The organism is bacterium, assembly GCA_012517375.1.
Taxonomy (GTDB): Bacteria; Hydrothermota; Tepidihabitantia; order B3-TA06; family B3-TA06; genus JAAYVC01.
In genome coordinates, this window is record JAAYVC010000069.1 from 1 (window position 1) to 24,063 (window position 24,063).

General features: G+C 49.9%; 26 protein-coding genes. 9 read left to right on the forward strand and 17 right to left on the reverse strand.

Annotated elements, in window-relative coordinates:
* The first annotated feature begins 81 nt into the window (after positions 1 to 81).
* Together GX441_07365 and GX441_07370 are read left to right on the forward strand one after the other, a co-directional pair.
* On the forward strand, positions 82 to 327 hold the full coding sequence (locus GX441_07365) for a hypothetical protein (GenBank protein NLI98459.1): 246 nt from the start codon (positions 82 to 84) through the stop codon (positions 325 to 327).
* Positions 328 to 449: 122 nt separating this feature from the next.
* On the forward strand, positions 450 to 818 hold the full coding sequence (locus GX441_07370) for a sulfite exporter TauE/SafE family protein (GenBank protein ID NLI98460.1): 369 nt from the start codon (positions 450 to 452) through the stop codon (positions 816 to 818).
* 65 nt (positions 819 to 883) lie between these two features.
* Here GX441_07370 and GX441_07375 read toward each other — a convergent pair whose 3' ends face one another.
* The 3 genes from GX441_07375 to GX441_07385 all read right to left on the reverse strand — a co-directional run bounded on the left by GX441_07375 (position 884) and on the right by GX441_07385 (position 4,233).
* Complete coding sequence (locus GX441_07375; GenBank protein ID NLI98461.1) at positions 884 to 2,413, reverse strand: S41 family peptidase; 1,530 nt, start codon at positions 2,411 to 2,413, stop codon at positions 884 to 886.
* Positions 2,410 to 3,045, reverse strand: a complete 636-nt coding sequence (gene tmk, locus GX441_07380; GenBank protein ID NLI98462.1) for a dTMP kinase — start codon at positions 3,043 to 3,045, stop codon at positions 2,410 to 2,412. The genes GX441_07375 and tmk overlap by 4 nt, the downstream gene beginning before the upstream one ends.
* A gap of 93 nt (positions 3,046 to 3,138) precedes the next feature.
* Positions 3,139 to 4,233 carry an inositol-3-phosphate synthase gene (locus GX441_07385; GenBank protein NLI98463.1) on the reverse strand — a complete coding sequence of 365 codons (1,095 nt, stop codon included), beginning with the start codon at positions 4,231 to 4,233 and terminating at the stop codon, positions 3,139 to 3,141.
* A 312-nt stretch (positions 4,234 to 4,545) separates the two neighbouring features.
* Here GX441_07385 and GX441_07390 point away from each other — a divergent pair, with 312 nt between their 5' ends.
* From GX441_07390 to GX441_07400, 3 genes are all read left to right on the forward strand, one after another.
* Complete coding sequence (locus tag GX441_07390) at positions 4,546 to 6,978, forward strand: marine proteobacterial sortase target protein (GenBank protein NLI98464.1); 2,433 nt, start codon at positions 4,546 to 4,548, stop codon at positions 6,976 to 6,978.
* Between the two features lie 231 nt (positions 6,979 to 7,209).
* Complete coding sequence (locus GX441_07395; protein ID NLI98465.1) at positions 7,210 to 7,548, forward strand: carboxypeptidase-like regulatory domain-containing protein; 339 nt, start codon at positions 7,210 to 7,212, stop codon at positions 7,546 to 7,548.
* 148 nt (positions 7,549 to 7,696) lie between these two features.
* A complete protein-coding gene (locus GX441_07400; GenBank protein NLI98466.1) occupies positions 7,697 to 8,635 on the forward strand; it encodes a TonB family protein in 939 nt (312 codons plus the stop codon).
* A 51-nt stretch (positions 8,636 to 8,686) separates the two neighbouring features.
* On the opposite strand, the gene GX441_07405 is transcribed toward GX441_07400, so the two are convergent.
* Complete coding sequence (locus tag GX441_07405) at positions 8,687 to 9,472, reverse strand: TatD family hydrolase (protein ID NLI98467.1); 786 nt, start codon at positions 9,470 to 9,472, stop codon at positions 8,687 to 8,689.
* A 448-nt stretch (positions 9,473 to 9,920) separates the two neighbouring features.
* Here GX441_07405 and GX441_07410 point away from each other — a divergent pair, with 448 nt between their 5' ends.
* The 4 genes from GX441_07410 (at position 9,921) to GX441_07425 (ending at position 14,213) form a co-directional block, all read left to right on the forward strand.
* Positions 9,921 to 10,712, forward strand: coding sequence for a DNA/RNA non-specific endonuclease (locus GX441_07410; GenBank protein NLI98468.1), 792 nt, complete (start codon positions 9,921 to 9,923; stop codon positions 10,710 to 10,712).
* Positions 10,713 to 10,831: 119 nt separating this feature from the next.
* Positions 10,832 to 12,400 carry a methionine--tRNA ligase gene (gene metG / locus GX441_07415; protein ID NLI98469.1) on the forward strand — a complete coding sequence of 523 codons (1,569 nt, stop codon included), beginning with the start codon at positions 10,832 to 10,834 and terminating at the stop codon, positions 12,398 to 12,400.
* Positions 12,401 to 12,490: 90 nt separating this feature from the next.
* Entirely contained in the window at positions 12,491 to 13,912 is a 1,422-nt protein-coding gene (locus tag GX441_07420) for an MFS transporter (protein ID NLI98470.1), read from the forward strand.
* Positions 13,913 to 13,970: 58 nt separating this feature from the next.
* Entirely contained in the window at positions 13,971 to 14,213 is a 243-nt protein-coding gene (locus GX441_07425) for a 30S ribosomal protein S20 (GenBank protein NLI98471.1), read from the forward strand.
* Between the two features lie 92 nt (positions 14,214 to 14,305).
* On the opposite strand, the gene GX441_07430 is transcribed toward GX441_07425, so the two are convergent.
* From GX441_07430 to GX441_07490, 13 genes are read right to left on the reverse strand one after another with little or no spacing between them, the layout of a single operon-like run.
* A complete protein-coding gene (locus GX441_07430; GenBank protein ID NLI98472.1) occupies positions 14,306 to 14,851 on the reverse strand; it encodes a hypothetical protein in 546 nt (181 codons plus the stop codon).
* Positions 14,852 to 14,868: 17 nt separating this feature from the next.
* Positions 14,869 to 16,209: a DNA repair protein RadA gene (gene radA, locus GX441_07435; GenBank protein ID NLI98473.1), complete on the reverse strand. Its 1,341-nt coding sequence runs from the start codon at positions 16,207 to 16,209 to the stop codon at positions 14,869 to 14,871.
* Entirely contained in the window at positions 16,206 to 16,979 is a 774-nt protein-coding gene (locus GX441_07440) for an MCE family protein (GenBank protein NLI98474.1), read from the reverse strand. Before GX441_07440 ends, radA begins: the two co-directional genes overlap by 4 nt.
* On the reverse strand, positions 16,972 to 17,679 hold the full coding sequence (locus GX441_07445; GenBank protein ID NLI98475.1) for an ATP-binding cassette domain-containing protein: 708 nt from the start codon (positions 17,677 to 17,679) through the stop codon (positions 16,972 to 16,974). The genes GX441_07440 and GX441_07445 overlap by 8 nt, the downstream gene beginning before the upstream one ends.
* A gap of 30 nt (positions 17,680 to 17,709) precedes the next feature.
* Entirely contained in the window at positions 17,710 to 18,441 is a 732-nt protein-coding gene (locus GX441_07450; protein ID NLI98476.1) for an ABC transporter permease, read from the reverse strand.
* The gene (gene dnaB, locus GX441_07455) at positions 18,438 to 19,901 is read right to left on the reverse strand and encodes a replicative DNA helicase (protein NLI98477.1); all 1,464 of its coding nucleotides are present in this window, start codon (positions 19,899 to 19,901) and stop codon (positions 18,438 to 18,440) included. Before dnaB ends, GX441_07450 begins: the two co-directional genes overlap by 4 nt.
* Complete coding sequence (coaBC, locus tag GX441_07460) at positions 19,894 to 21,075, reverse strand: bifunctional phosphopantothenoylcysteine decarboxylase/phosphopantothenate--cysteine ligase CoaBC (protein NLI98478.1); 1,182 nt, start codon at positions 21,073 to 21,075, stop codon at positions 19,894 to 19,896. The genes dnaB and coaBC overlap by 8 nt, the downstream gene beginning before the upstream one ends.
* Entirely contained in the window at positions 21,072 to 21,260 is a 189-nt protein-coding gene (locus GX441_07465; GenBank protein ID NLI98479.1) for a hypothetical protein, read from the reverse strand. The genes coaBC and GX441_07465 overlap by 4 nt, the downstream gene beginning before the upstream one ends.
* Positions 21,261 to 21,866 (reverse strand): guanylate kinase, encoded by a 606-nt coding sequence (gene gmk / locus GX441_07470; GenBank protein ID NLI98480.1) that lies wholly within the window; start codon positions 21,864 to 21,866, stop codon positions 21,261 to 21,263.
* A complete protein-coding gene (locus GX441_07475; GenBank protein NLI98481.1) occupies positions 21,856 to 22,728 on the reverse strand; it encodes a YicC family protein in 873 nt (290 codons plus the stop codon). Before GX441_07475 ends, gmk begins: the two co-directional genes overlap by 11 nt.
* Complete coding sequence (locus GX441_07480) at positions 22,725 to 23,171, reverse strand: D-tyrosyl-tRNA(Tyr) deacylase (GenBank protein ID NLI98482.1); 447 nt, start codon at positions 23,169 to 23,171, stop codon at positions 22,725 to 22,727. Before GX441_07480 ends, GX441_07475 begins: the two co-directional genes overlap by 4 nt.
* Complete coding sequence (locus tag GX441_07485) at positions 23,168 to 23,785, reverse strand: DJ-1/PfpI family protein (GenBank protein NLI98483.1); 618 nt, start codon at positions 23,783 to 23,785, stop codon at positions 23,168 to 23,170. The genes GX441_07480 and GX441_07485 overlap by 4 nt, the downstream gene beginning before the upstream one ends.
* A gap of 19 nt (positions 23,786 to 23,804) precedes the next feature.
* The gene (locus GX441_07490) at positions 23,805 to 24,056 is read right to left on the reverse strand and encodes a TIGR04076 family protein (protein NLI98484.1); all 252 of its coding nucleotides are present in this window, start codon (positions 24,054 to 24,056) and stop codon (positions 23,805 to 23,807) included.
* Positions 24,057 to 24,063 lie beyond the last annotated feature (7 nt).

A 24,063-nucleotide genomic window follows, 5' to 3' on the forward strand; every position in this document is an offset into this window, starting at 1 on the left:
AAAAATGCCTACATTCGTTACCGACCACTCGGATGCCCTGTTACACATTTTGCCAAAGTTATTGATGTTGCAAGAGGCATTTTGACGGTTCACCTCATAGGTCCGGTCCACAGGATTACCGGCCAAAATACAAACTTTGAAGATATAGGAATCTGTATGGTCGCAGGGTTTTACGGCGTGGTTAACAAAGGTAAAATGCCGCATGTCTCACAAACAGTGAGATTCATACCGGATCATTGCATGATGCAGAAAGTTCACTCAGGGGTTATCGTTCACTCGGAAGGCTCCAAGGTTAGAATAGAGATTATAGACCTCAAGGTCTGGTAGCTGGTACTCTTAAAACTCTTTAAAAAACCTTTCTGATTCATTACAATATAATTGATTTGCACGCCTGAACCTTGCCTTGGGTCGTGGAATGGTTATAGTAAGAAAATCAATTAAGGAGTATCATGGAAATATTACGTTATGGAGGAATTGCAGTATTAGGCGTAGTGGCTGGCTTGCTCTCAGGTCTTTTTGGTATTGGAGGAGGTACGGTAATAATCCCAGCACTTGTAATGCTTTTAGGTTTTACGCAGCATAAGGCTCAGGGAACCTCGCTTGCCGCACTTCTTCTACCTGTAGGGCTACTTGGTGTTATTCGTTACTGGAAATCCGGAGATGTGGATATTGTTGCAGGAATTATTCTTGCAGTAGGTCTTTTCGCAGGCGCATATTTTGGAGCCGGATGGGCGGAAAAACTCAGCGATATCTGGCTAAAAAGGGCTTTTGGAATCTTTTTTATCCTTTTGGGTCTCAAGTATATCATTTTCCCTTGAAAATTCTTCTCGAAAAGGGAAAGACATCTGATTGATGTCTTTCCCTTCAGAGTTTCTTTTTAGTTTTATTTCGCGTAGTAACTGAAGAGTTCCGTAGTCTTCTGCGCTTTAGAAAGCATCTCTAGCGCTTTTTTAACAACAGGGTCCTCTGAAAGGATTACCCTGTATTCACCGCTTGAGCCCCATTTCTGGGAAGCTGCTTCGAGTCTGAGCCTGAAGATCATTTGTTCTTTTGCTTTAGCAAATTCGTCATCGGTAAACTCGATTTCTCTTTTGCGAGCCTCGGAGGCAAGAGCTTTAAGCATTTCGTCGTCTATAACAAAACCTTCCTGCATGTCCGGATGTTTGGAGATATAGTCAACCATGTAGTAAAAGAAGATTCTCTTGCTCGTGAATTTAAAAACGAGAGGATCCATACTTTCACTTTTAACAAATACATCCGGAGCAATTCCGCCTCCGCCATATATTTTTCTTTTGCGTTTACCCAGAGTTTCAAAAATAGGAGGGGCAGATTTTTTTCCTAAGGTATCCGATTTGGCATCCTTGTTAATGCAACGGCCTGATGGCGTATACCAGTAAGCGGTCGTAAGCTTCAGACGCCCTGAATCTGGCAGGGGATGTATGGTTTGTACCGACCCTTTGCCGAATGTTGTGTCTCCGACTATAAGAGCTCTTTCCCAATCCTGAAGAGCTCCGGCAAGTATCTCTGCCGCCGAAGCTGAACCGCCGTCCGTCAGCACGATTAGAGGATAGTCAGTTCCGTACAAAGCATCATCGTGGGAACGGTAGGTTCTAAAGCTTTGCGGTACTCTGCCTCGCGTCTGGACTATCTCCAGGTCCCGCGGGAGGAAAAGATCTGAAACATCTACCCCCTCACCAAGATAACCACCGCCATTTGAACGGATATCAAGAATCAGTTTCTTGACACCTTCCTTCTGGAACAGCGAGTCAAGCGCCGTTTTCATCTCATCAAGCGCGGTTCTGCTGAATTTAGAAAAACGGATATAACCGACGTCCGAATCTAGTTTTCCAACGTAGTTAACTGCATTGAGCTTAATAATATCCCTGGTAATCGTCATCTCAATCGGATCATCCATGCCGTGTCTCGATATCTTAATTGTCACCTGGGTGCCGGGATTACCGCGAAGCTTTGAGATGGCCTTATCTATACTGAATCCTTCGGTTGATTCTCCATCAATCGCGATTATCCAATCGCCTGCCTGCATGCCGGCTCTTGCCGCTGGAGTGCCTTCCATTGGTGCAATAACTGTAAGCCATCCATCAGTCATTCCTATCTCAATTCCCAAGCCTCCGAACTCGCCCTCCATTGTTATATTAAGGCTTTCGTAATCCTTAGCGCTCATATACATACTGTAAGGATCGAGTTCCTGAAGCATTCCGTTCATAGCATCATGAATCATTTCATTCATGTCTACGTCTTCGACGTATGAATCTCTTGTAATCTGAAGAACACGCTGGAATACCTCAAGAGACGTGTAGATATTTGTCTTATCAGCACTAAGACGCGATCCCACCCAAGTCGCTGAAAGCAATAGTATGGCAAATATTCCTACGGTTATTTTGATTTTTTTCATAGTATCCCCTTTTTGTTTAACAGTAAGTTTACTGCATCTCTAATTTCATCATGAAGCATCATCTTCTCCTTTGCGCCGTCGAAGACACGTATCGCTGAAGACGTACGGCGCGCATAATTGAGATAGTAATTACGTACGCTCTTGTGAAACTCGAGACCGGCCTGCTCTAGTCGGTCATGAGGTCTTTTTAATCTCCTGAACGCCTCTTCCACTTCCATATCCACAAGTATGGTCAAATCGGGTTTTAAACCTCCCGTGGCAAACCTTGAGATTCTTGAAATGTCTTTTTCTGGAAGCTTCCTTCCGCCAGCCTGGTAAGCTAACGTTGAAAGAGTGTAACGATCACATATGACAACGGCCTTATCGACGAAGAGTTTTCTTCTTATCCTCTTAGCCACATGCTCCGCTCTTGCAGCCAGATATAGCAATAGCTCCGTATTCGGGTGCATTTCCTCAATAGCGGGATCGAGTATTACTTCCCTTATTCTTTCAGATACATATGTTCCACCAGGCTCTCTCGTGAAATCAACCTCCAGGTTTTTTTTTCTCAGTTCTTCGACCAGCAGTTCGGCCTGAGTTGTTTTCCCGCAACCCTCAATTCCTTCAAAAACTATGAAGACACCCCTTTTCATGGTAACGATGGCGAGTGTTTCAAATTCATTATGGTTTTTTTATAAGCCGTGTCAAGCACATTTTGAATATCCTGATTGTGGCTCAGGTCCCCATTAGTTCTTTTTCTTGGTCCTCTGAGCATATTTCCTGATATAGGCCTCAGTCTTGCGTCTCGCAATGTAGTCGGGGTATTGATGCGGAGGAGATTTGAAGAAATAACTGGACGGATCGACAATCGCTCCCTTGAGTCCGCAATCGAGTGCGAGTTTCGCGCATCTTATTGCGTCAATCATCACGCCTGCTGAGTTTGGCGAGTCCCAGACTTCGAGCTTAAGCTCCAGATTAAGCGGAACATCACCGAAAGTCTGACCTTCCATTCGCAAGTGACACCACTTACGGTCCTTAAGCCAGGCAACGTAGTCCGAAGGTCCTACATGGACGTTATCTGCCCCCATATCGTAAGGCAACATGGATGTAACGGCACGGGTCTTGGATATCTTTTTTGATTCAAGCCTCTCTCTTTCGAGCATGTTGAGAAAATCCGTGTTTCCGCCTACGTTCAGCTGGCTCGTGTGAAGGAGCTTTACGCCGCGTTCAAGAAAAAGGGTAGTGAGTACGCGGTGCACGATTGTGGCGCCTACCTGGGATTTTATATCGTCTCCAAGAACGGGCAGTCCCTTTGAGCGGAAACGGCGCGGCCAGTAACCGCCTGAGGCAATGAAGACTGGTATGCCGTTAACGAAGGCGCATCCCGCGTCAAGAACCTGTTCTACATACCATTTAGTTGCTTCTTCAGAGCCTACCGGAAGAAAGTTAACGACCACGTCTGTCTTTGTTTCACGAAGGAGCCTTGGAATATCGGCTGTGGGACCTGGCGCTTTCTTGATAATCTGGGACAAGTATTTTCCCAGACCATCGTGGGTCATACCCCTGACAACCTTGACATCGAGTTTAGGAACCTTTGAAAAAAATACCGTATTATTAGGATAACTGTAAATTGCCTGGGCAAGGTCTTTTCCGACCTTGTTTTTGTCAATATCGATCCCTAAGGAGAATTCTATATCCGAAACGTGGTAGCCGCCCAGGTTTACGTGCATGAGTCCGGGTATAATGTCAGAAACCTTTGCATTTCGATAGTAGTGTACGCCCTGGACCAGCGAACTTGCGCAGTTTCCTACACCTATAATTGCTACTCTTATCTTACCCATTGCGGCTCCTTCAACTTTACAATTTAGACGTATAGTCTACCTATTGCGTCAAGGATGTCAAGGCTCGAACAATCAAGACTAAAGACGACTCTCATACACTATTATTCTAGCTTCCTCCTTAAGATATCATGATATCATTTATGAAGAAAGATACTTGCATTGACTTTAACCGCATTTCTGTTGCTGAAAGTTGCGGGAATTTCTTAAAGCTGACTTAGACGTTGCAGGCTTGCTTTCTCTGCGAAAGGGAATATAACCACTATGGAATTGTATATAGAGTCATAATGGAAAATCTAAACATAGGAGGCTGGAATGAAGCTCTCTAAACTCGCTCTGATACTGCCTGCAGCTGCAGCTCTCATGTTGAACTGCGGAAAGCTCCAGGCGCAAGAAAACGGGTCCGAGGAAGTCGCCTCTGGCGAAATAACCCAGGGCTCCCTGCGGCTCGTTAAGGACGGCAAAACGCTTGAACTGCCCTTAAAGCATACGGATGTGGACGCAAAGGTTACCGGCTACATCGCGCGCGTAAAGGTAGTCCAGCACTTTACCAATCCATACGATAAGCCTATAGAAGCCGTATACGTCTTCCCTCTTCCCGAGAACTCGGCAGTTGACGACATGACCATGAAGATTGGCGATAAGATAATCAAAGGCGTCATCAAGAAACGCGAAGAGGCAAAACAAATTTACGAACAGGCAAAACAGCAAGGCAAGACTGCAAGCCTTCTTGAACAGGAAAGACCAAATATATTCACGCAGTCTGTGGCAAACATCATGCCCGGCGACGACATATATATTGAAATTTCCTATGTGCAGGACTTAAGGTACGACCACGGCACTTACGAGTACCAGTTCCCGATGGTTGTCGGTCCGAGATATATCCCTGGTGAGCAATCTGGAAAGAGAACGGGTGGCGGCTGGTCGGAGAACACCGATCAGGTACCCGATGCTTCGAGAATTACACCGCCTGTAATAAAGCCGGAATACCGTTCCGGACACGATATAAGCTTAAAGTTAACGGTAGATGCAGGCATTCCTATCCAGAACTTTTCCTGCCCCTCGCATAAGATTAAGGAACTCTCAAAGAGCAAGTCGAGCGTGAGCGTCGAGATTGAGCAGGGCGACCAGATACCCAACAAGGATTTCATCTTCAGATACGACGTTGCAGGCGAAAAACCTGAGTACGCACTCCTCACCCACGCTAAAAGCGAAGGCGACGGCTACTTCATGCTCATGATACAGCCCAAGGCGCAGTTCAAGATAAATGAAATCACGCCTCGCGAACTCGTTTTCGTGGTCGACCGCTCCGGCTCAATGTCCGGCTTTCCTATAGAGAAGGTAAAGGAAGCGATGAAGCTCTGCATCGAGGACATGCATCCCGACGACTACTTTCAGGTGATTTCCTTCTCCAACCAGGCCGAACGCTTCGCTCCTCAGCCCGTTCCCAACACGCCTGAGAACGTCAAGAAGGCTATAGCTTATATCGAAAGCCTGGACGGTTCAGGCGGAACTGAAATGCTCTCAGGCGTCAACGAAGCTTTGACCGTTGACCGCGACCCCGCACAAAAGCGCCGCCGCTTCGTTCTTTTCATGTCAGATGGCTACGTTGGCAACGAATCCGAGATTATCGCTGCCATAGAAAAACAGCTCAACGGCGCAAGGGTTTTCTCCTTCGGAGTAGGCTCTTCTGTTAACCGCTACCTTCTTGAAGGCATGGCGCGTGCAGGTCGTGGCTACGCCACATACTGCAGACAGGACGAAGATCCTAAAAAAGCGGTAACGCTCTTTTACGAACGAATCTCCAAGCCGTTTCTCATGGATATAGAGCTAGACTGGGCCGGTCTTGAAGTTAAGGATGTATTCCCGACTACGATACCGGATCTTTTTGCCGGTCAGCCCGTTATCATTCATGGACGTTACACTAAATCGGGACAGGCTACTATAAAGATAAAGGGAAAGATTGCGGGCAAGCCCGTTGTCCAGGAAATCCCGGTTGTCTTACCTGCCGTGCAGAATGAGCATGACGTTATTGCAACACTCTGGGCAAGAACGAAGATCGAGAAGCTTATGGACGAAAGCTACGGCAAAGGCGAAACCGAAGACCTCGTCAACGAGGTAACGGAACTAGCCTTGAAGTACAAGATAATGAGTAAATATACGTCGTTCGTGGCAGTGTCGGAGGAAGTCCGCAATGTCGGCGGCAAACTGGAGACCGTACAGGTTCCTGTTCCCATGCCTGAAGGAGTATCTTACGAAGGAGTATTCGGAGAAGAAACCGAGAACGGCTACGGATACATGAACGGCGGCGGAGCAATGAAGGTGTCGAGAAGTGTCGGTTCGACATCATATAATGCACCTAGCATCGCGGCGCAGGAAATTAAAGCCAACGGACGGATAGATAAAGACGACGAAAAGATAAAAGGCAACACTAGCTACGATACCCCGACCATACTCGGTTCCGTTGATGCAACCTCTGTCGAAACGATTCTCGATGCATCAAAAACGAAGGTTGAGGAACTGTACTCCAAATACCTCAAACAGGACGCTTCGCTTGCCGGACGGGTTGTTTTAAGCATCACCCTTAAGGCTGACGGTACGATTGAAGACGTCACGGTCAAATCCTCGACGACTGGCAACGAAAAATTCGACAACGCTCTCAAGGCAGAGATAAAGAAGCTGCGCTTCCCCGCTTCGTCGGACGGCGGAAAGGTTATAATCACCCTTGCGTGGGTGTTTAACACCTAGCCTCCCTCCTGGGCTTTAGAGCACAAGCTTTAAAGTCCGCGAAGTCATGCGCCGGAAGGTCAATCGGTGGCACCTTCCGGCGCAACTATTTTTAACATCAAAAAAAACACTCTGTGATTCTTTGGGGACCCATTCCACGAATTGTGATCACTTGACACTTCACACTATCAGTTTATTATAAATACAAAGATAACTAATTCGTACGTTAGGATGCGATTCTCGAAAATACAGTTGGTCTTGCTTGTAACCCTCGTGGTTTCGGGATGTATCACAACAAAAAACTTAGACACAAAGCCAGCCACAGGTTCGATTTCTGGCAAGGTTGTTGATGCTGAAAGCGGACAACCATTACCAGCGGTCAATGTAATCCTTATAGGAACTGATATTGGAACTGCTACTGATAAAGAAGGTTATTATCTTTTATCTAACCTTCCTGCCGGTAACTATGATGTTGAATACTCTTTAATGGGATATAGCTCCTCAACATTAAAAGCTATCAAGATCTCAGCGAATAAAAAGACGACGGCAAATGTAAAACTTAAGCTCGGTGAAATTAAGATGCAAATATAAAATACAAGTAAGAAATCCTTTTTCCTTGTCCGATAAGACAATCCTCATCATTGCATTTAGGCTTTAGGTAATCACATACATTTAAACATTAAGGGAATAATCCGCCCACAAACTGGTATTTACCGGTATAAAGTCAAAGGAGGATGATATGAAAACCTTGACTATTACCTTGAACCCGAGGGAATGGATTCACAATTTAGGCTTGGCCACTCGGAACACCGCTCTTGGCGTATTGGACACCTTTCGCAATCCAAGATTGATTATTGGAATAGCCGCATCAGCTATACTGCACGCATCGCTGCTGCTTGTACTTATCATTAACCAAACCGGGAAAATCGTAGACAAGAACAACGACATTTTGGAAATAGTTTCTGTTATTGATGGCAACGAGAACCCGAAAGTTACAAAACTGCTTAACGATCAAACAGGCTCACCATTTGGAAAGCCGGATGAAGTTGTGAACAAACCCTTGCTCACGCCTGTTAATCCTGAATTTCAGGCATTAATCAACATCCCTAAGGATGCTACGGCCACCGACATGGAAAAGGCTCTGACCGGCGATTTATTGTACATAAACCCTTCGCGCCAGAAGAGTATCGAACAGATACTTGCGTCTGAACCTGTGATTACAATAAGAAAGGGCGAAGCGGTTCCGAACAATCTTCCTTTCAGAATCCTGCCCGACAACCCTGATATAAAGGATTTGACGGCTAATAATCCCATAACCAAGAGTAACCCGGCAATTAAAAACGATCCTACACATAATACGAACGTCAATAATATAACCACTACGAAAGGCTCAAGTTATACGCTCGAAGGGGACCTTTCCTTTTCAGATATTGTTTCATCTTTCATGCCTGCGTACCCCCAGTTCGCGCGAGCTAAGGGCTTGAGCAACGTTCAGATTACAATAGACTTCACGGTCAACTCGCAGGGAAAAGTCTCGCCAGCGATGATTGTAAACCGATCCACAGGCTATCCTGAGTGGGATTCACAGGTTAAAGAAACGCTATCGCGGTGGGTCTTTAAGAATTCTGAGATTGCAAGACGCAGTGGAAGAATAACCTTCAGATTTGTTCTGACTTAACTTGTACGGATTCGGATCTTTCAAGGCGGCGTTAAATGACGTCGCCTTTTTTTAATCCTCGTCCAATCTGAAAAGACGAATTGCGTTATTAGTCGTTATTTCACGCAGCTTCTCCGGGTCCATTCCCCGGATTTCCGCAATACCCTTGACAACTTCTACTATGAACGAAGGCTCGTTTGGTTCTTTCCTTCTCGCGCGCGGCGGAGCAAGCATTGGCGAATCCGTTTCCACGAGCGTATTCTCAAGCGGCACTTCTTTCACAAGATCCACCAAAGGTTTAGCATAAGTGTGCGGTCCGCCGAATGATATCGAAAAGCCAAGCTCAATTGCGCGAAGCGCCTGCTTAGAGCTGCCCGTAAAGAAATGAATCATGCCGCCGACGTCGCTTGCCGACTCTTCCTCAAGTATCGCAATTATGTCATCTGTAGCTTTGCCGTCGTGAATGACTAAAGGCAGGTTCACTTCGCGGGCAACGTGAATGTGCTCGCGAAGCTGGTCCTTGCGTTTCTGAAGGTCGGGCGGTTTTCCCTGGCGGTAATCAAGGCCTATCTCGCCGATGCCTACAACGCCGGGCTCATCCTTGCAAAGGCGCACAAGCCTTTCAAAAACTTCGAGCTTAGCGGCTTCGGAATACGATACGCCCAATACCGCGAAGATATTGTCGTGGGCGGAAATAAGGCTCAGCGTTGGATCCCACAATCTTGGAACCTGCGCAATCGTGATGACGGCCACGCCAAGATTTGCTGCCCTCTCAAGTCTTGGTTTAATGTATCTTTCGTTTTCATGCTCCCTTCCGATAAGATGGGCATGCGAATCTACATATCGAATCTCGGTCAATCTATCTCCAATCGTTTGCCCCAGCCCTTCCCCTGGTGACGAATCTCTTTAATCGTATATTTTATCTATTATCACCCGTAGTGTCAATATGCCAACTTCCCATGATATTTCGTGTGACACGTTTTAGCGTGTGGTGCCACCGACGTGATCAAGATTGAGCGCTTCCCGCCAGAGTTTTTGAAGTCAGGCTTACAGGCAATGGGCCAAAAATCGCTGTCAGGATTAGAGATTCGCGGTCAGGAATCATGGACAAATAGCGACTGGAAGTCGCATGGGCCGAACTAGCGCTGGAAGCGCTTGCGTTCGGCAAACGCTATTGCAGAGAGTACCCTCTCCCCCCGGGACGAGGCTGACGCTTTAGAAAAGCGTTGGGTGAGGGAGAAACGTCATCGCGACCTCGCTCCCTCTCATTGACAACCACTCCTGCCGCACATATCATACTAAGGATATGAAAAAGAATCTAAATTTTTTGACGCTCGCTTTACTTCTGCTCTGCGCAGGCTCTGCAAGCGGCCAGGCCGCTCTGGACTTTAACCCCGACACGCTGACTGACGTGTTCGCGTACCCGAAGTGCAACCGATACGGAGTAATACTCAGGCACAAAGCGTACAGCATGCTTTACTTCCAGAAGTACCAGCTCATCTACTGGGCGAGCTACGCGCTCACGAAGGATATGCTTTCTGGCCCGTACAACAACGTTTACGACATAACCCCTGACCCGATGACGAAGGATTTCCCGACGTTTAGAGACTACAAAGGCTCGGGATACATGCAGGGCTTTCTTGCCCCACCCGACTTCATGCGCTGGGACTCAACAGCCCGGCGCGAGGGATTCTACGCTTCAAATACGGCGCCTCAGAAACGCGGTTTCAACAAGGGGCTGTGGAAGCGAATGGAGGAGCAGGAACGCGCATGGGCCCAGGACGGTGCAAGGCTCTGGGTCGTTACAGGCCCTGTAGTAATTGATTCAACTAAGACCATAGGCTCCAACAAGGTTCGCATTCCGGCGTATTTCTTCAAGGTCATACTGATTTTGAAGGATGACAAGCTTTACGAGACCGCCTACCTTTTGCCGACGCTCAATCCTTCAAACTACCGCAAGCCGCTTGAGGATTTTACGGCGTCAGTGGATATGGTTGAGAGCATGACCGGCTACGACTTCTTCCCGCTGCTTGCCGACTCTGTCGAGCGGCAGCTGGAGATGAACTCGATTCTGCCGCCTTCTAGCACTCCCCGCTGAGGTTCCTCTTCCCGGCTCGCTTGATAATCAACTCAACCTGCGTAAACTTAACTAATGCGCCTTTTTCTATTTTAATTACAAGAAAAAAAGACCGCAGAATACAAATATCCTCGGAGGAAATGAATTTGAGCAACGATGCGGATAAAAAGGAAAGCCTGAAGAACGAGCCTTTCTACATAACCACGCCCATATACTACGTGAACGCGGAGCCGCACATTGGCCACACTTACACTACGGTGCTTGCCGATACGCTTGCGCGCTTCTGGCGCGCATACGGCCGCGACGTTTACTTTCTGACGGGCACCGACGAGCACGGCGACAAGATAGTTCAGGCCGCCAGGAAAGAGGGCGTAGAGACCCAGACGTACGTTAACCGCATCGCAGGAATCTTCAAGAGCACATTCGAAGAGCTTGGTTTCACGCACAACCGCTTCATCCGCACGACGGATGCCGATCACGAGAAGGTTGTCCAGGGAATCCTTCAGGCGGTGTACGAGCGGGGCGATATCTACTTCGGCGAGTATGGAGGATATTATTGCGTGGGCTGCGAGCGGTTCTACACCGAAAAGGAGATGGTGGACGGTAAGTGTCCGGACCATCAGACCCAGCTCGAATATATCTCTGAAAAAAACTACTTCTTCAAGATGAGCCGCTACCAGGATTGGTTGATTAAATATATTGAGGAGAACCCGGACTTCATTGAGCCTGAGAGCCACCGCAACAAGGTGCTCTCGTTTCTCAGGGACCCTCTGGGCGACTTGTGCATCTCCAGACCGAAATCGAGATTGCCCTGGGGCATAACGCTTCCGTTCGACCCCGACTACGTGACGTACGTTTGGTTCGACGCGCTTATCAATTACCTGACCGCCATAGGCTACCCGGACTCTGAGGAGTTCAAGCGCTACTGGATCCATGCCTACCATATCACCGCAAAGGACATACTGATTCCGCACGCCATATACTGGCCAACGATGCTTCAATCGATGGGCGCGGGCCCGTACAAGGGACTGCGCGTTCACGGGTACTGGCAGGTAGACGAGGCAAAGATGTCGAAGTCTTTAGGCAATGTGGTTAGACCATTGGATATGAAGGAGAAGTACGGGTTCGAGCAGTTCAGGTACTTTTTATTGAGGGAGATGAGCTTCGGACTCGATTCGACCTTCTCGGAGGAACTTCTGGTGGAGCGGATCAATTCTGACTTAGCTAACGACTTCGGAAATCTAGTTGCAAGGGTTTTAGGGATGACCGAGCGCTACCAGCGGGGTATCGTGAAGAAAGTGGATGGATTCGAGGGAAAGCTCGCGGAGATTGCGGCAAGCATTGCAGTCGAGCTCCCCGCCTTGATGCAGAAGTTCGACTTCCGCAAGGCGATATTGAAGGTCTGGGAGCTCGTGACCGCCGCGAACGCGTTCGTTGAGGAGCGCGCTCCTTGGACTTTAGCGAAGCAGGGGAAGACCGAGGAGCTTGCAGGCGTGTTATATTCGCTCTGCGAGAGTTTGCGGCTCCTGGCGGTTTTTCTTTCGGCATTCATGCCCGATACCTCGGCAAAGCTTCTGGCAAAGCTGGGGATAGGGGGCGGGAGCGGAACATACGACGAGAGTTCAAAATGGGGGATTCTTGCTGACGGGGTGAAGGTTGAAAAGGGCGAGGGGCTCTTCCCGCGTATCGAGATTTTGGAAAAAATCTGACAGCGCAAACTTCAATGCAAGCGATTAACGAACCCCAAGACGCAAACCTCGACGCGAAGACGCTAACCTGTTTCGAGCAAGGACATAGACATGACATCAAGGCTTAATCTTCCTGCAAGGGACATAAGGAAAGGACTAAGAATCTCTGTATTCGAGGGCGCATTCGCCCAGGTCCATATCAATCTAACGGGCGGCATATTCCTTTCTGGTCTGGCGCTGTATCTCAACGCCTCAGACTTCGAAATAAGCCTCTTATCGGCAATACCTGCCTTGTGCGCCCCTCTCGCGTTCCTCTCAGGATGGCTCGCTTATCTGACGGGCAGCAGGAAAGCAGTGACAACTGCCACATCCGCTCTTGCAAGAGGACTCTTTTTCATACCGGCTTTTGTATTGCTCCTCAAGGGATCTCTTAACATGCGCACCCTTCTCGTCATAATCGGGGCATTCAATGCGCTCATAGTCATCACTGGAAACACATGGACTTCATGGATGTCCGACCTTGTTCCAAAGAACAGGCTCGGCCGTTACTTTGGCATACGTAATACCGTTACTGGCATAGTGGGCATGGTTATCTCCTACGCTGGGGCGTTGTTCCTGGACATCTTCAAAGCCAAGGAAAAGCTTGCGGCAGGCCTTGGCTGGATTTTCCTCATAGCTTCAACGGCGTCTTTGGTAAACGCGGTCCTGCTCGCGTTCCAGCCTTACCCGCGAAGACAAAGCCAGACTTTCAGAATGGAAGAATCTTTCCTTGTGCCTTTAAGGGACAGGAAGTTCCGCAAGCTTCTCGTGTTTCTTGCATTCTGGTTCACCACATCAGGCGTTGCCTCTCCCTTTTACGGGGTGCACATGCTGGAGAACCTTAAGATGCCCTATTCGCAGGCGGCCATTTACGGCGTTGTCGCTGGCATTTTGAGCCTCCTTTTCCAGCTCGTTTGGGGACGCGTCATAGACAGGATTCACCCCAAGCCGGTTCTGCAGATAAACTTCTTCGGAATCGCATTCCTTCCCCTCTTATGGCTATTTGCAACCCCTCGTTTCTATCTTCCTATCTGGGTAGACTCGGTAATCACCGGAATCTTCTGGACAGGCGTCAACGCCTCGCTTTTCACGCTCATGCTGGGTTCGATAACCGAACAACGGCTCAAGGAGTCCTACATAGCCCTTTACTCGACTGTCGTCGGCGTATGCAGCTTCGTATCGGCTTTCCTTGGGGGTATAATAGCAGAATCGCTGGCAGGATTCAGACTCGAGCTTTTCGGCTTCACGTTCATTAACTACCATTTTTTGTTTCTTGCAGCATCCCTTGCACGAATAGCCGCGCTGCCTCTTTTAGCAAGGATAGACGACCCCGGAGTGCCCTCTGTCAAGATAACGCTTGCCGCCATGGGCGATTACGCATCAAGAAGGCTGAGCATGGGCAGAGAACTGATCGAGAACGCATTCGTACGTAGGCTGCCCCGAAGAAGCAACAGCCTTGACGAGCCAGGGAAAAAGCCGAAGAAAGAAAGATAACCGATTGACATTTCCAATTCTTCAAGTAGAATTATATTCCTAACTTCAAAGGAGAAGTATGCCTGTTACGAAAAGTGTAGTTAAGAAGGTACGTCAAGCAGAAAAAAGACGTGCCGACAATAAAGCAAAAAAGTCGAACTTAAAGACGACCGTATCGAAGATAACGCTGGCGAAACCAAAGGAGAAGTCAAAACTTTACCCCAAGGTTCAGTCTACCATCGATAAGGCCGCCAAAAAAAGACTCCTACATCCTAATAAAGCTTCGAGGATGAAGTCTAAGCTGGCAAAAGCTGCCAAGTAAGATTCCCCATCCATGTCCACAGGGCGGTGGGAAAGATATAAGGCCGGAGATTGAAGCTCCGGCCTTGAGATTTTACAAAGATTTCCAGGATTTCAATTGCGGTACTTGGGACGTGCAAAAACCATCCTTCCCGCAGGCGTGTTGACAACCCCTTTTATAACCACCTCAAGATAGCGGTTTATGTGAGTGGCGCCCTCCTCTACAACGACCTTAACGCCGTTAGAGAAATATCCGACCCCTTCATCCTGGCCCTTGCCGCGCTTGACTAAACGCACCACTGTTTCGTCTCCAGGCTTGAAATGGGGCACGAAGAGCTCGAAAAGGGCGTCAATATCTATAACCCTTACGCCCTCCCTGCGAAGCTTTTCGGCGTTTATTTCCTTCGAGAGTTTGAAAAGAACGGCCTTTTTCGCTCTTGCAAGGTTCAATGCCTTGTCCGATACGTCCAGTCCGTTCACGAACTCTATCTTTACGTCCTTGCATTTGCGAAGCCTTTCGACTGCGGACTTGGTATCATCTCCTGCATAGGGAACAATAACCTTCCCCCTCAAAAGCTGGAGCTCAAACAGAGATATGACACGTCCGTCTATCAATGCTTCGCGTTCTACGATATAGTTTTCTTTCCTTAAGAAAAACATCAGTCCTCCTTAACTGTCTAGAGGTGCTCGATGGCTTCACGAATCGATCCCACTGGAATTGTTTCTATGCCCTTGACCTTGACCGCGTTGCGTCTTGGAACTATTGCGCGCTTGAATCCTAGCCTTGAAGCCTCCTTAAGACGCAGTTCGGCCTGTGCCACCTGGCGAACCTCGCCCCCCAGGCCAAGTTCGCCGAAGATGACCATGTCATCAGGCAGTTTTCTGTCCTCTAGCGAACTCGCTATCGCAAGAACTACGGCGAGGTCGCAAGAGGGTTCGTCAATATTAATCCCGCCCACAACGTTGAGATACGTATCAAAACTGAGGGCCGAAATCCCGCCTCTTCTGGCAAGAACCGCCAAAAGCATCGCGAACCGGCGCTGTGGAAAGCCGGTCGTCACCCTCTGGGGCATCGGAAAGGGTGTGGGTGAGGTCAGACCCTGCACCTCTACAAGAAGCGGCCGTGTACCCTCTGTAACGACGGTAACTACCGCACCCTGGGGCCTGTCCGCTGCCTCGGAGAGAAAGACGAATGAAGGGTTATCTACGTCAGACAAACCCTTGTCAGTCATCTTGAAGAGACCTATCTCGTTGGTCGAACCGAAACGGTTCTTTACTGCACGCAGTATCCGGTATTCGTGGAATTTCTCTCCCTCGAAATAAAGCACCGTATCAACGATATGCTCAAGGGTCTTGGGTCCTGCAAGGGTTCCGAACTTCGTTACGTGACCGATTACGAGAACGGTAACGCCTTCCGTTTTTGCAAGACGCTGGAAACGGGCCGCCGACTCCCTGACCTGACCGACGCTTCCCGCCGCGCCAAGGAGTCCGGATACTGCCATCGTCTGTATCGAATCGACGACGACGAACTCAGGAGACGTCCCTGCGATGACGGCTTCTATTGATTCGACCTCGGTTTCGGCAAGAAGGTTGAGCTCCCCTGCGTTTATGCCCAGACGCTCTGCCCTCAGCTTCAGCTGGTGAAGGGATTCCTCGCCGGAAACGTAGAGAACTTTAGAAGCGCTGACGAGGCTGGCGGAGAGTTCAAGCGCGAGAGTGGACTTGCCAATACCGGGATCGCCCCCTAGGAGAATTACCGACCCGGGCACTATGCCGCCGCCCAGAACCCTGTCAAGCTCTGAGTGGCCCGTGGAAGTCCTTGGGCTTTCCGTGAGCTCCACGTCTGCTAGCCTCGTGGGTTTTGGAGTCTTTCCGGGCGGACTTGAAGTTTTGGACTTCGGCTGAACCCGCTCCTCCGCAAAGGTGTTCCATGCTCCGCACGATGGGCACTGACCAAGCCAGCGTGCGGACTCGAAACCGCAGTTCTGGCAAACGAACGTTGAATCGCGTTTCTTCAAAATACCTTTACGTTAATGTACTTCTCCGGGTGCTCCCGGATGTCCTTCAAGAGGAACTTAAGCTCGTTTGAGGATTCCTTGAGATTATTGTACACGGTGTCATCGGCTATGAACATCCCTAACGAACCTTCTCCGCGCTCTATCCGCGAGAGAACGGAATCCAGGCTCTCTGAGGCGGATGCAAGACGGTCAATGGACTTTCCTATCTCCTCGGATCGGTCGGCGATAGGTTCAATGCTCCGCTGGGCTTCTTTGAACAAATCCTTGACGCCGGATTCGACAGTCTCTTGAATGCCCTTGAGTTCGAGCTGTCCGAGAAGCTCCTCTATCCTCACGAGCGTTCGCTGAACGTGTTCGAGGGAGAAATCGTCGAGATAGAAGCCTTCAAAGAGCGCATCCTTTCTCGTCCTGGCGACCTTGTCGGACTGGCCCAGGTCTATCTTGATGTACTTCTCTCCGGTGAAAAGGGAACGGCTCCTCATAGTTACCCTGGAATCCACGGGTATGTCTATGTCGTCATCGATGTTAAGGGTCACGATTATCTCGTTTCTGCGGATGTCGACCTTCGTGACCTTTCCCTTTATTACTCCGGCAACATCAACCGGATCGTTCAGACGCAGCCCTCCGATATCGGTAAAACGGACCTTGACCGGATACGTCTTACGAAGCGTCCAGTAGTCCTTCAACCAACTTATGCCAAAAAGCAAAACCAGCAGTCCAAAGAACAGGAACACACCGGCTGCAACTTCTCGGCGGCGTCCTTCATTCATATAATTCCTCCAATCGCGTCGTCTTTTTCGGACGACTGAGGGTATAGTTCTTCAAGAAATAGATGTCCTGTCCGGCGCGTCGAGCAAGACCCATATCGTGAGTGACTATGAGCGAAGTTACCGAAAGCCGCTCGCTCAACTCTATTATGAGGTTGGTGATTCTTACGACCATGGCGGGGTCTAAGCCGGTGGTCGGTTCGTCGTAAAAGATGTAGGAAGGCTCTGCGGCTATTGCCCTTGCGACCGCAACCAGCTTCTTCATGCCTCCTGAGAGCTGTTCCGGATACTTTTGCCTGACGTCTCTATCAAGCCCCACGAGTCCGAGCTTCTCATCTATTATGCGGCTTCGCTCGTGCCAGGGAAGATTCTTAATCTCGAGCGCGAGGTCGATGTTGTCTTCGACAGAAAGAGAGTCCAGAAGCGCCGAACCCTGGAAAACGTAGCCTATCCTTCTCCTGAGTGTTATGAGACGCCTCTTGAATCGGGGTTTGCCCATCAGCTTGGTAGCCTCTGTATCGTCGACGAACACCCTGCCGGTATCGGGCAGGAGAAGTCCAAGTATGCATTTGAGAAACACGCTTTTGCCTGAGCCAGATTTGCCGAGAATGAGGACCCTTCTGGCATCGGGCGCGTCGAAGTTGACATCCTCGAGCACCTTCTGGCTGCCGAAGCTCTTCGAGAGGTTGGTAACCTTAATCATTGATTCTTTGACCTTTAATAGAGATTGAAATCATCTGAACACCAGGTAGGCGACTATGAAGTCGATTATCATGATCATGGAGGCCGACGTCACTACGGAGAACGTGACGGATTCGCCAACACCCTCGGCGCCCAGTCCTGTCTCGAATCCGTAGTGGGAAGATACGGAGCCCATCGTCAAGCCGAAAAGGATGGTTTTAAGGAGTCCGCCCAGTACGTCCTTCAGCTCTACGAACCTGCGCAGGCCGAAGATGTATACGTCGGGAGAAACGTTCAGTATGAGCTTTGCGGATACCGTTGCCGCGACAAGCCCTATGAGGTCGCAGTAGATGACGAGGATGGGGACTACTATGACGCCCGCTAGTATTATGGGCAGGGCGAGGTAGTGTTCGGCGTTTATGCCCATGGTTTCAAGGGCGTCGATCTGCTCCGTCACCTTCATTGTGCCTATTCTTGCGGTTATGTTCGAGCCGACACGCGCAACAACGAGCAGCGAGATTACGACAGGCGCGAGCTCGATGAGGAGGGTTCTTCCGCCAGTAGCTCCGAGGTAGAAGCGCGGAAGCTCGGCCTCAAGCTGGTATGATGTGACGAGCGTTACGACCATTCCTATGAAGATAGCAGTGAACGAAGCCACCGGAAGCGAGCGCAAGCCAAGGTAGTATATCTGATCGAGTATGAGCCTCGGTCTCTTGAGCACGTATCCCATGCCGCTGAACGCCCTGAAGGTGAACAAAAGATATCGGCCGAGCTGGCGTATCATAAAGGTATCTCCTCTATGGTTTCTTCCCCGAAATCCTCATCCTCCCTGGAATCCCTGAAGGATATAGCGTCTTCAAATCTCATGAGGTTCTTGATGAAGACCAGTTCAAACTCTCCCGTGGGGCCGTTGCGCTGCTTGGCGATGATAATGTTCGTCAAACTGCCCTTGTGTTTCTCACCCTCCTCGTCTTCTATCTCCTCGCTCTCTACCTTCTTCGTATCGTAAAAATCGGGCCGATGAATCAGAAGGACAAGGTCTGCATCCTGCTCGATTGCCCCCGATTCCCTCAAGTCGGCAAGCTGCGGTTTCTTGTCTTCACGCATCTCGGGCCTTCTTGAAAGCTGGGACAATGCCACAACAGGAGCGTTAATTTCCTTCGCGAGCGCTTTAAGCGCACGGCTAATCTCCGTTATCTCCTGCTGTCGGTTGCGCTGACCGGAGAATCCCTCGGATGCGTCCAGAAGCTGGAGGTAATCGACCACGACCATGTCGAGCGGACCCTCGGCATGAGCCCGGCGCACCTTGGCCTTGAGCTCAAGTATTGAGATTGCCGAAGAATCGTCGACGAGTATATTCATCTGCTGGATATCGCCCATCTTGGTTGCAATGCGGCCGAGTTCGTCCTGTTTTATGCGGCCTGTTCTTATCTTTGACAGACTCACTCGCGACTCTGAGCAGATTATTCGCTCGACGACCATCTCCGTAGTCATTTCAAGACTCAATATGGCGACCCTTCCCGGTTCCGGGTTCTCCCTTGTAGGACGTGCGGCATTGCACGCGATGTTAAGGGCGAGCGAAGACTTTCCCATCGACGGTCTGCCTGCTATGATTACGAGTTCTCCCCTCTGGAACCCCGACGTTCTGCTGTTCAAGTCGATGAAGCCCGTATTTACCCCGGTAAGATGCCTGCCCGTGAGCTTTGCCCGGTCTATGGCCCTCATGGCGGGAACAAGAAGGTCCTTAAGGGGAACGAACCCGCCCCGCAGTTTTGATTCCTTTATCTCGAATATTAAATTCTCGGCCTTGTCGAGCATGTCGTCCACCGGCAGGGTGGAATCGTACGCCTCGTGAACGATGCCCGTGGCTATGTCGATGAGACGGCGCTGGACCCACTTGGAGTAGACAATTCTTGCATGCTCCTCAACGTGGGCGGGCGCTATCACATTCTCGGTAAGCGATGAAAGATAGTCAAGCCCACCTGCCTCGGCAAGTTTCTTCTGGCGCTTGAGTTCTTCGCTCAAGGTCACGAAATCGGCAGTTTCGTTGCGTTCATAGAGCGCCTGGAGCCCCTCAGCTATCAATCTGTTGCGCCTGTCGTAAAAGCAGTCGGAACGAAGCACCTGGAACGCCTTGTTCATGGCATCATGGGAGATTATCATGGCTGCAAGAACAGCAGCCTCTGCCTCTTGCGCATGTGGGGGTACCCTGAGTCCCTGCTGGGGGGGGCGTCCGTCAGGCATTCGTTCTCCTTGCTTGGATGATTTCTCCTGCGATGCTGACAATACGTTCGGCGAGTTCCGCTTTGCTTGCCCGGGGAAAATCGAGCGTCTCACCCGAGGAATATATTATCTTAGCCTCGGTCTCTTCGCTCGAAATTACTGATGCCGGGTTGGCCACGATAGCGTCAAGCCCCTTGGTTTCGAGCTTCTTTTTTGCAGTCTGATGCCAGTCATCACCGGTTTCTACCGAGAACCCTATCTTGATAGCGTCATACTCATTAAGGGAGGAAAGGATATCGGGCGTTTTTGCAAGGGAAAGGGTAAGCTTTTCTTGCTTTATCTTTGCGGAGGATAATTCAACTGGTGAATAGTCCGCTACTGCGGCAGCCATCACGAGAACGTCCGTTTCAGGCATAAGCTTCTTGAGCGTCTGGAGCATCAAGGAGGCGGATAGAGCCCTGAGTGTCTCGATACCCGGAGGGGGAGGGACGCAGGTCTCCGCGGCGACAAGCGTCACTCTTGCTCCTGCCCTGGCGAACGCAAGCGCTATCTCTCTACCCATCCTTCCTGAGGAGCGGTTAGTGATTACGCGGACAGGGTCAATCTGCTCTTGCGTTCTTCCGGCCGTTACCACCACTTTCTTGCCCGAAAGCTGCGGATTCGCGCGTACAATGCGCTCGCAGGCGAGTACTATCTCATCGAGTTCGGCAAGTCTGCCCTTGCCTCGAACCCCGCAGGCAAGCTCGCCCGTACCGGGTTCCACGAAGGTCACCCCGCGGCTTTTGAGCGTCTGGATATTCTCCTGCGTTGCCGGGTTGTTCCACATGCCCGAGTTCATGGCAGGCGCAAAGAGAAGCGCTCGCGGGTCAGCCGCAAGAAGAAGGCTTGAAAGCAGGTTATCCGCAATGCCGCAGGCTGTCTTGGCTATAGTGTTGGCAGTTGCGGGAGCGACGATGACCAGTTTTGCGTCCTCAAGCAGCGATATGTGATTCAAGGCCTCCCTTCTTGCCCAGAGGTCGTCGTAAACGCCTTCGGTGCTAAGTGATTCGAAGGTTGCGCGTCCGACGAACTTGAGCGCCGCTTCGGTAACCACAACAGGCGTCCGGAATCCGCGTTCCCTGAGCAGCCTCAATATAAAAGGCGCTTTGTAGGCGGCGACCGAGCCGGTTACCGCAAGAATGAGTTTCTCGTTCATCCAGAGATGTCTTCTTCGCCTCGTAGCGTCCGGTTGAGACCCAGCATGTAAGGGTTCTCGACCGCATCAATCCTTCCTTCGACAATATCCTCTATGAGCTGGCGTGTTGCCCTTGAGGCCTTTGCGAGAAAGATGTACTTGTTCTCAAAGCGGGTCCATATCTTTTCTAAAGACGCTTCTATCATCTATCCTCCGTTCAATTTAATTTCAGATATTCTCTTAGAGCGCGCTCTTTCGGCTTCAAGAATCGCCGTTAGTTTGTGAACGCTCTCGGCAAGAGAATCGTTTACTATGACGTAATCGAACTCTCTGGCCTTCTCAATCTCCGAACGAGCCTCCTTCAGCCTCTCCTCTATCAGTTCCTTGCCCTCTCTTCCCCTTGTCAGTAGTCTGTGCCTTAGTTCCTCGATTGTAGGCGGAAGAAGGAAAACAGCAACACTCCCGGGATAAACCTGCCGGACATGCAGGGCGCCCTTAACGTCAAGGTCAAGGATAACGTCGCGCCCGGATGACTGGCTTCTCTCTATCTCTGAACGGAGAGTCCCGTATCGGTGGCCGTAAACCTCCTCCCATTCGAGAAACCCTGATTCTTTTATGAGATTATCAAACCTCTCATCAGTGATGAAATGGTAATCTTCTCCGTCCACCTCCTTGCCGCGCCTCGGTCTCGTGGTTGCCGATACGGAGTATCCGAGGTTTGAATCGTGCCTTAGGAGCGCCCTGCAAAGAGTGGTTTTGCCGGTGCCTGAAGGCGCGGACAGGATAAGGAGAAACGCTTTTCTACTCAACATTCTGGACTTGTTCCCTCATCTTTTCGACCTCCTCCTTTATCGAGATGACAAAGTGAGTGATCTCCGTGTCGTTGGCCTTGGAGCCTATAGTGTTCGTCTCCTTCATCATCTCCTGTGCAGTAAAGTTGAGTCTGCGTCCGTTCGACATTTTTTCATTCAGGGTCTCCCTGAATAGTCTTGCGTGATTTTCGAGCCTCACGCATTCCTCGTGGATGTCGAAGCGTTCCGAGAAGTAGAGAACCTCCTGCAGCAGTCTGTTGCGGTCGGCTTCAAGCTGCATGCCTTCTATGAGTTCAATAAGCTTTGCCTTTTTTTCACGTATCCTGCCTGGAACCCGTTTCTTTATAGCCGCAAGGTTCTTCATGATTGCGGAAAGACGCTTTTTCAAATCCGCTTCAAGATTGCGGCCCTCTGATTTGCGCATCTTAACGAGGTCCATTAAGGCTTTTCTAGTGAGAGTCTCCACGCTTTTCCATATCTTTGAGGGATCAACATCGCGCGGCTTTTCCTTGATGAGCCCTGGAAGTCTGAAGAGAATCTCTGGTGAGAGCTCGCCCGATACAGGCATCTTCTTCTTTAGTTCACGAAGGATGCGTGTGAACTCATCAAGCACCTGCGTATCGATGGTAAGATGTTTGCCGTTGGACTCTTCGATATGAACGGATATGTTTATGGATCCTCTCGCGATTTCTTGCTTGACTATCTGCTTTATATCGTCCTCGAATGCGGCAAGCTGGTCGGGAAGCTTCACAGCGACGTCGAGATAACGGTGATTTACCGACCGTGCCTCCACGGTTATTCTCAGACCTTCAGGCTTGATAACACTCACGGCTCTTCCCTGACCGGTCATGCTCGTTATCATTTCATTGCTCCTTCAAGAACAAATGTTACGGGACCGTCGTTAACCAGTTTCACATGCATGTGCGCACCGAACACGCCTTCTTGTACTTGAACTCCTTTCTCCCGGAGCGATGAGACGAAGAATTCAAAAAGCTTTTTTGCTACATCCGGCGGCATTGCCGAATCGAAAGAAGGTCTGAGACCGCGTGAAAGATCGGCAGCCAACGTGAACTGCGAAACCGCAAGCACCTGGCCTCCCACATCGGCAATGGAAAGATTCATCTTGCCAGCTTCGTCTTCAAAAAAACGCTGTTTAACGAGTCTTGCGGCCATGTTGCGGACTTCGTCCTCGCTGTCGCTCTTTTCAAGTCCCAGAAGCACAAGCAATCCTCGCGAGATTTCTGAAATCTTTTCTCCATCCACGCTGACTGAAGCCTCATTCACGCGCTGAACGACCGCCTTCAACCGTCTTGCTCCTTAATGAGCTCAAGAAGTCTATGTGCGAACTCCTGGGCCGCGGCAGGACCCGAACCGGTAACAATCCATCCGCTCACGACTACGTCTTGGGAAAGGTACCTGGCGCCGTACTTCATGAGTTCTGGTTTTACGGACTCGAAACAGGTGGCGTCTGCGCCCGAAAGAATCCCTGCCCTGGCGAGTACAACCGGCGCCAGACATATTGCTCCTGTTGCTTTCTTCGCCGCAAAAAATTCCTTCACAATTCGGATAAGGGTCGTATCGTTCCAGAGAACGGTTGCGCCGCTTCCCCCAACTATTACGAGCGCCTTGTAGTCGCCTGAGTTGACACTGGACAGGCTGATGTCCGGTTTGATTTTTGCGCCAAGCATGCCCCGAGCTGTAGCGGTATCCTTTGATGCAATTATCGTCTCGAATCCTGCCTCCGAGAGGATACGCTTAGGAACGCTAAGCTCCTCGTCGCGGAAGTTTATTGGAGCTATGACGAAAAGCACCTTTTCCTTTAAGGATTCCTTAGATGCGGATTCCTGTGGTTCGGGTTCTGATGCTTTAGCGCAGCCAAGTAATCCTGCCAGCGCCAGGACTAAAAGCAGCCTTTTCATCCGCTCTCCTTTTTGAGGATTACTCCTCCAGCGGTTTAATCTCAAATACTACTCCATCGTCATCCGGACAGGCCGCGCGAGTTACTTTCGGATCCTTTTCCCAAAAGAGCTTTCCGCCCGTCTGCAGCGAAAGAATCAGAGGAAAGACAGATGCGAAAGCGGATGTGCAGACCCCTTCCGGAGTGCAGTTACCGACAACGTATTCGTCGCCAATCTTGTGCAGATTCTGGTTGCAGCGTCCGGCAACGACCTTCAAGCTTACTTTTTTCATTTCATCC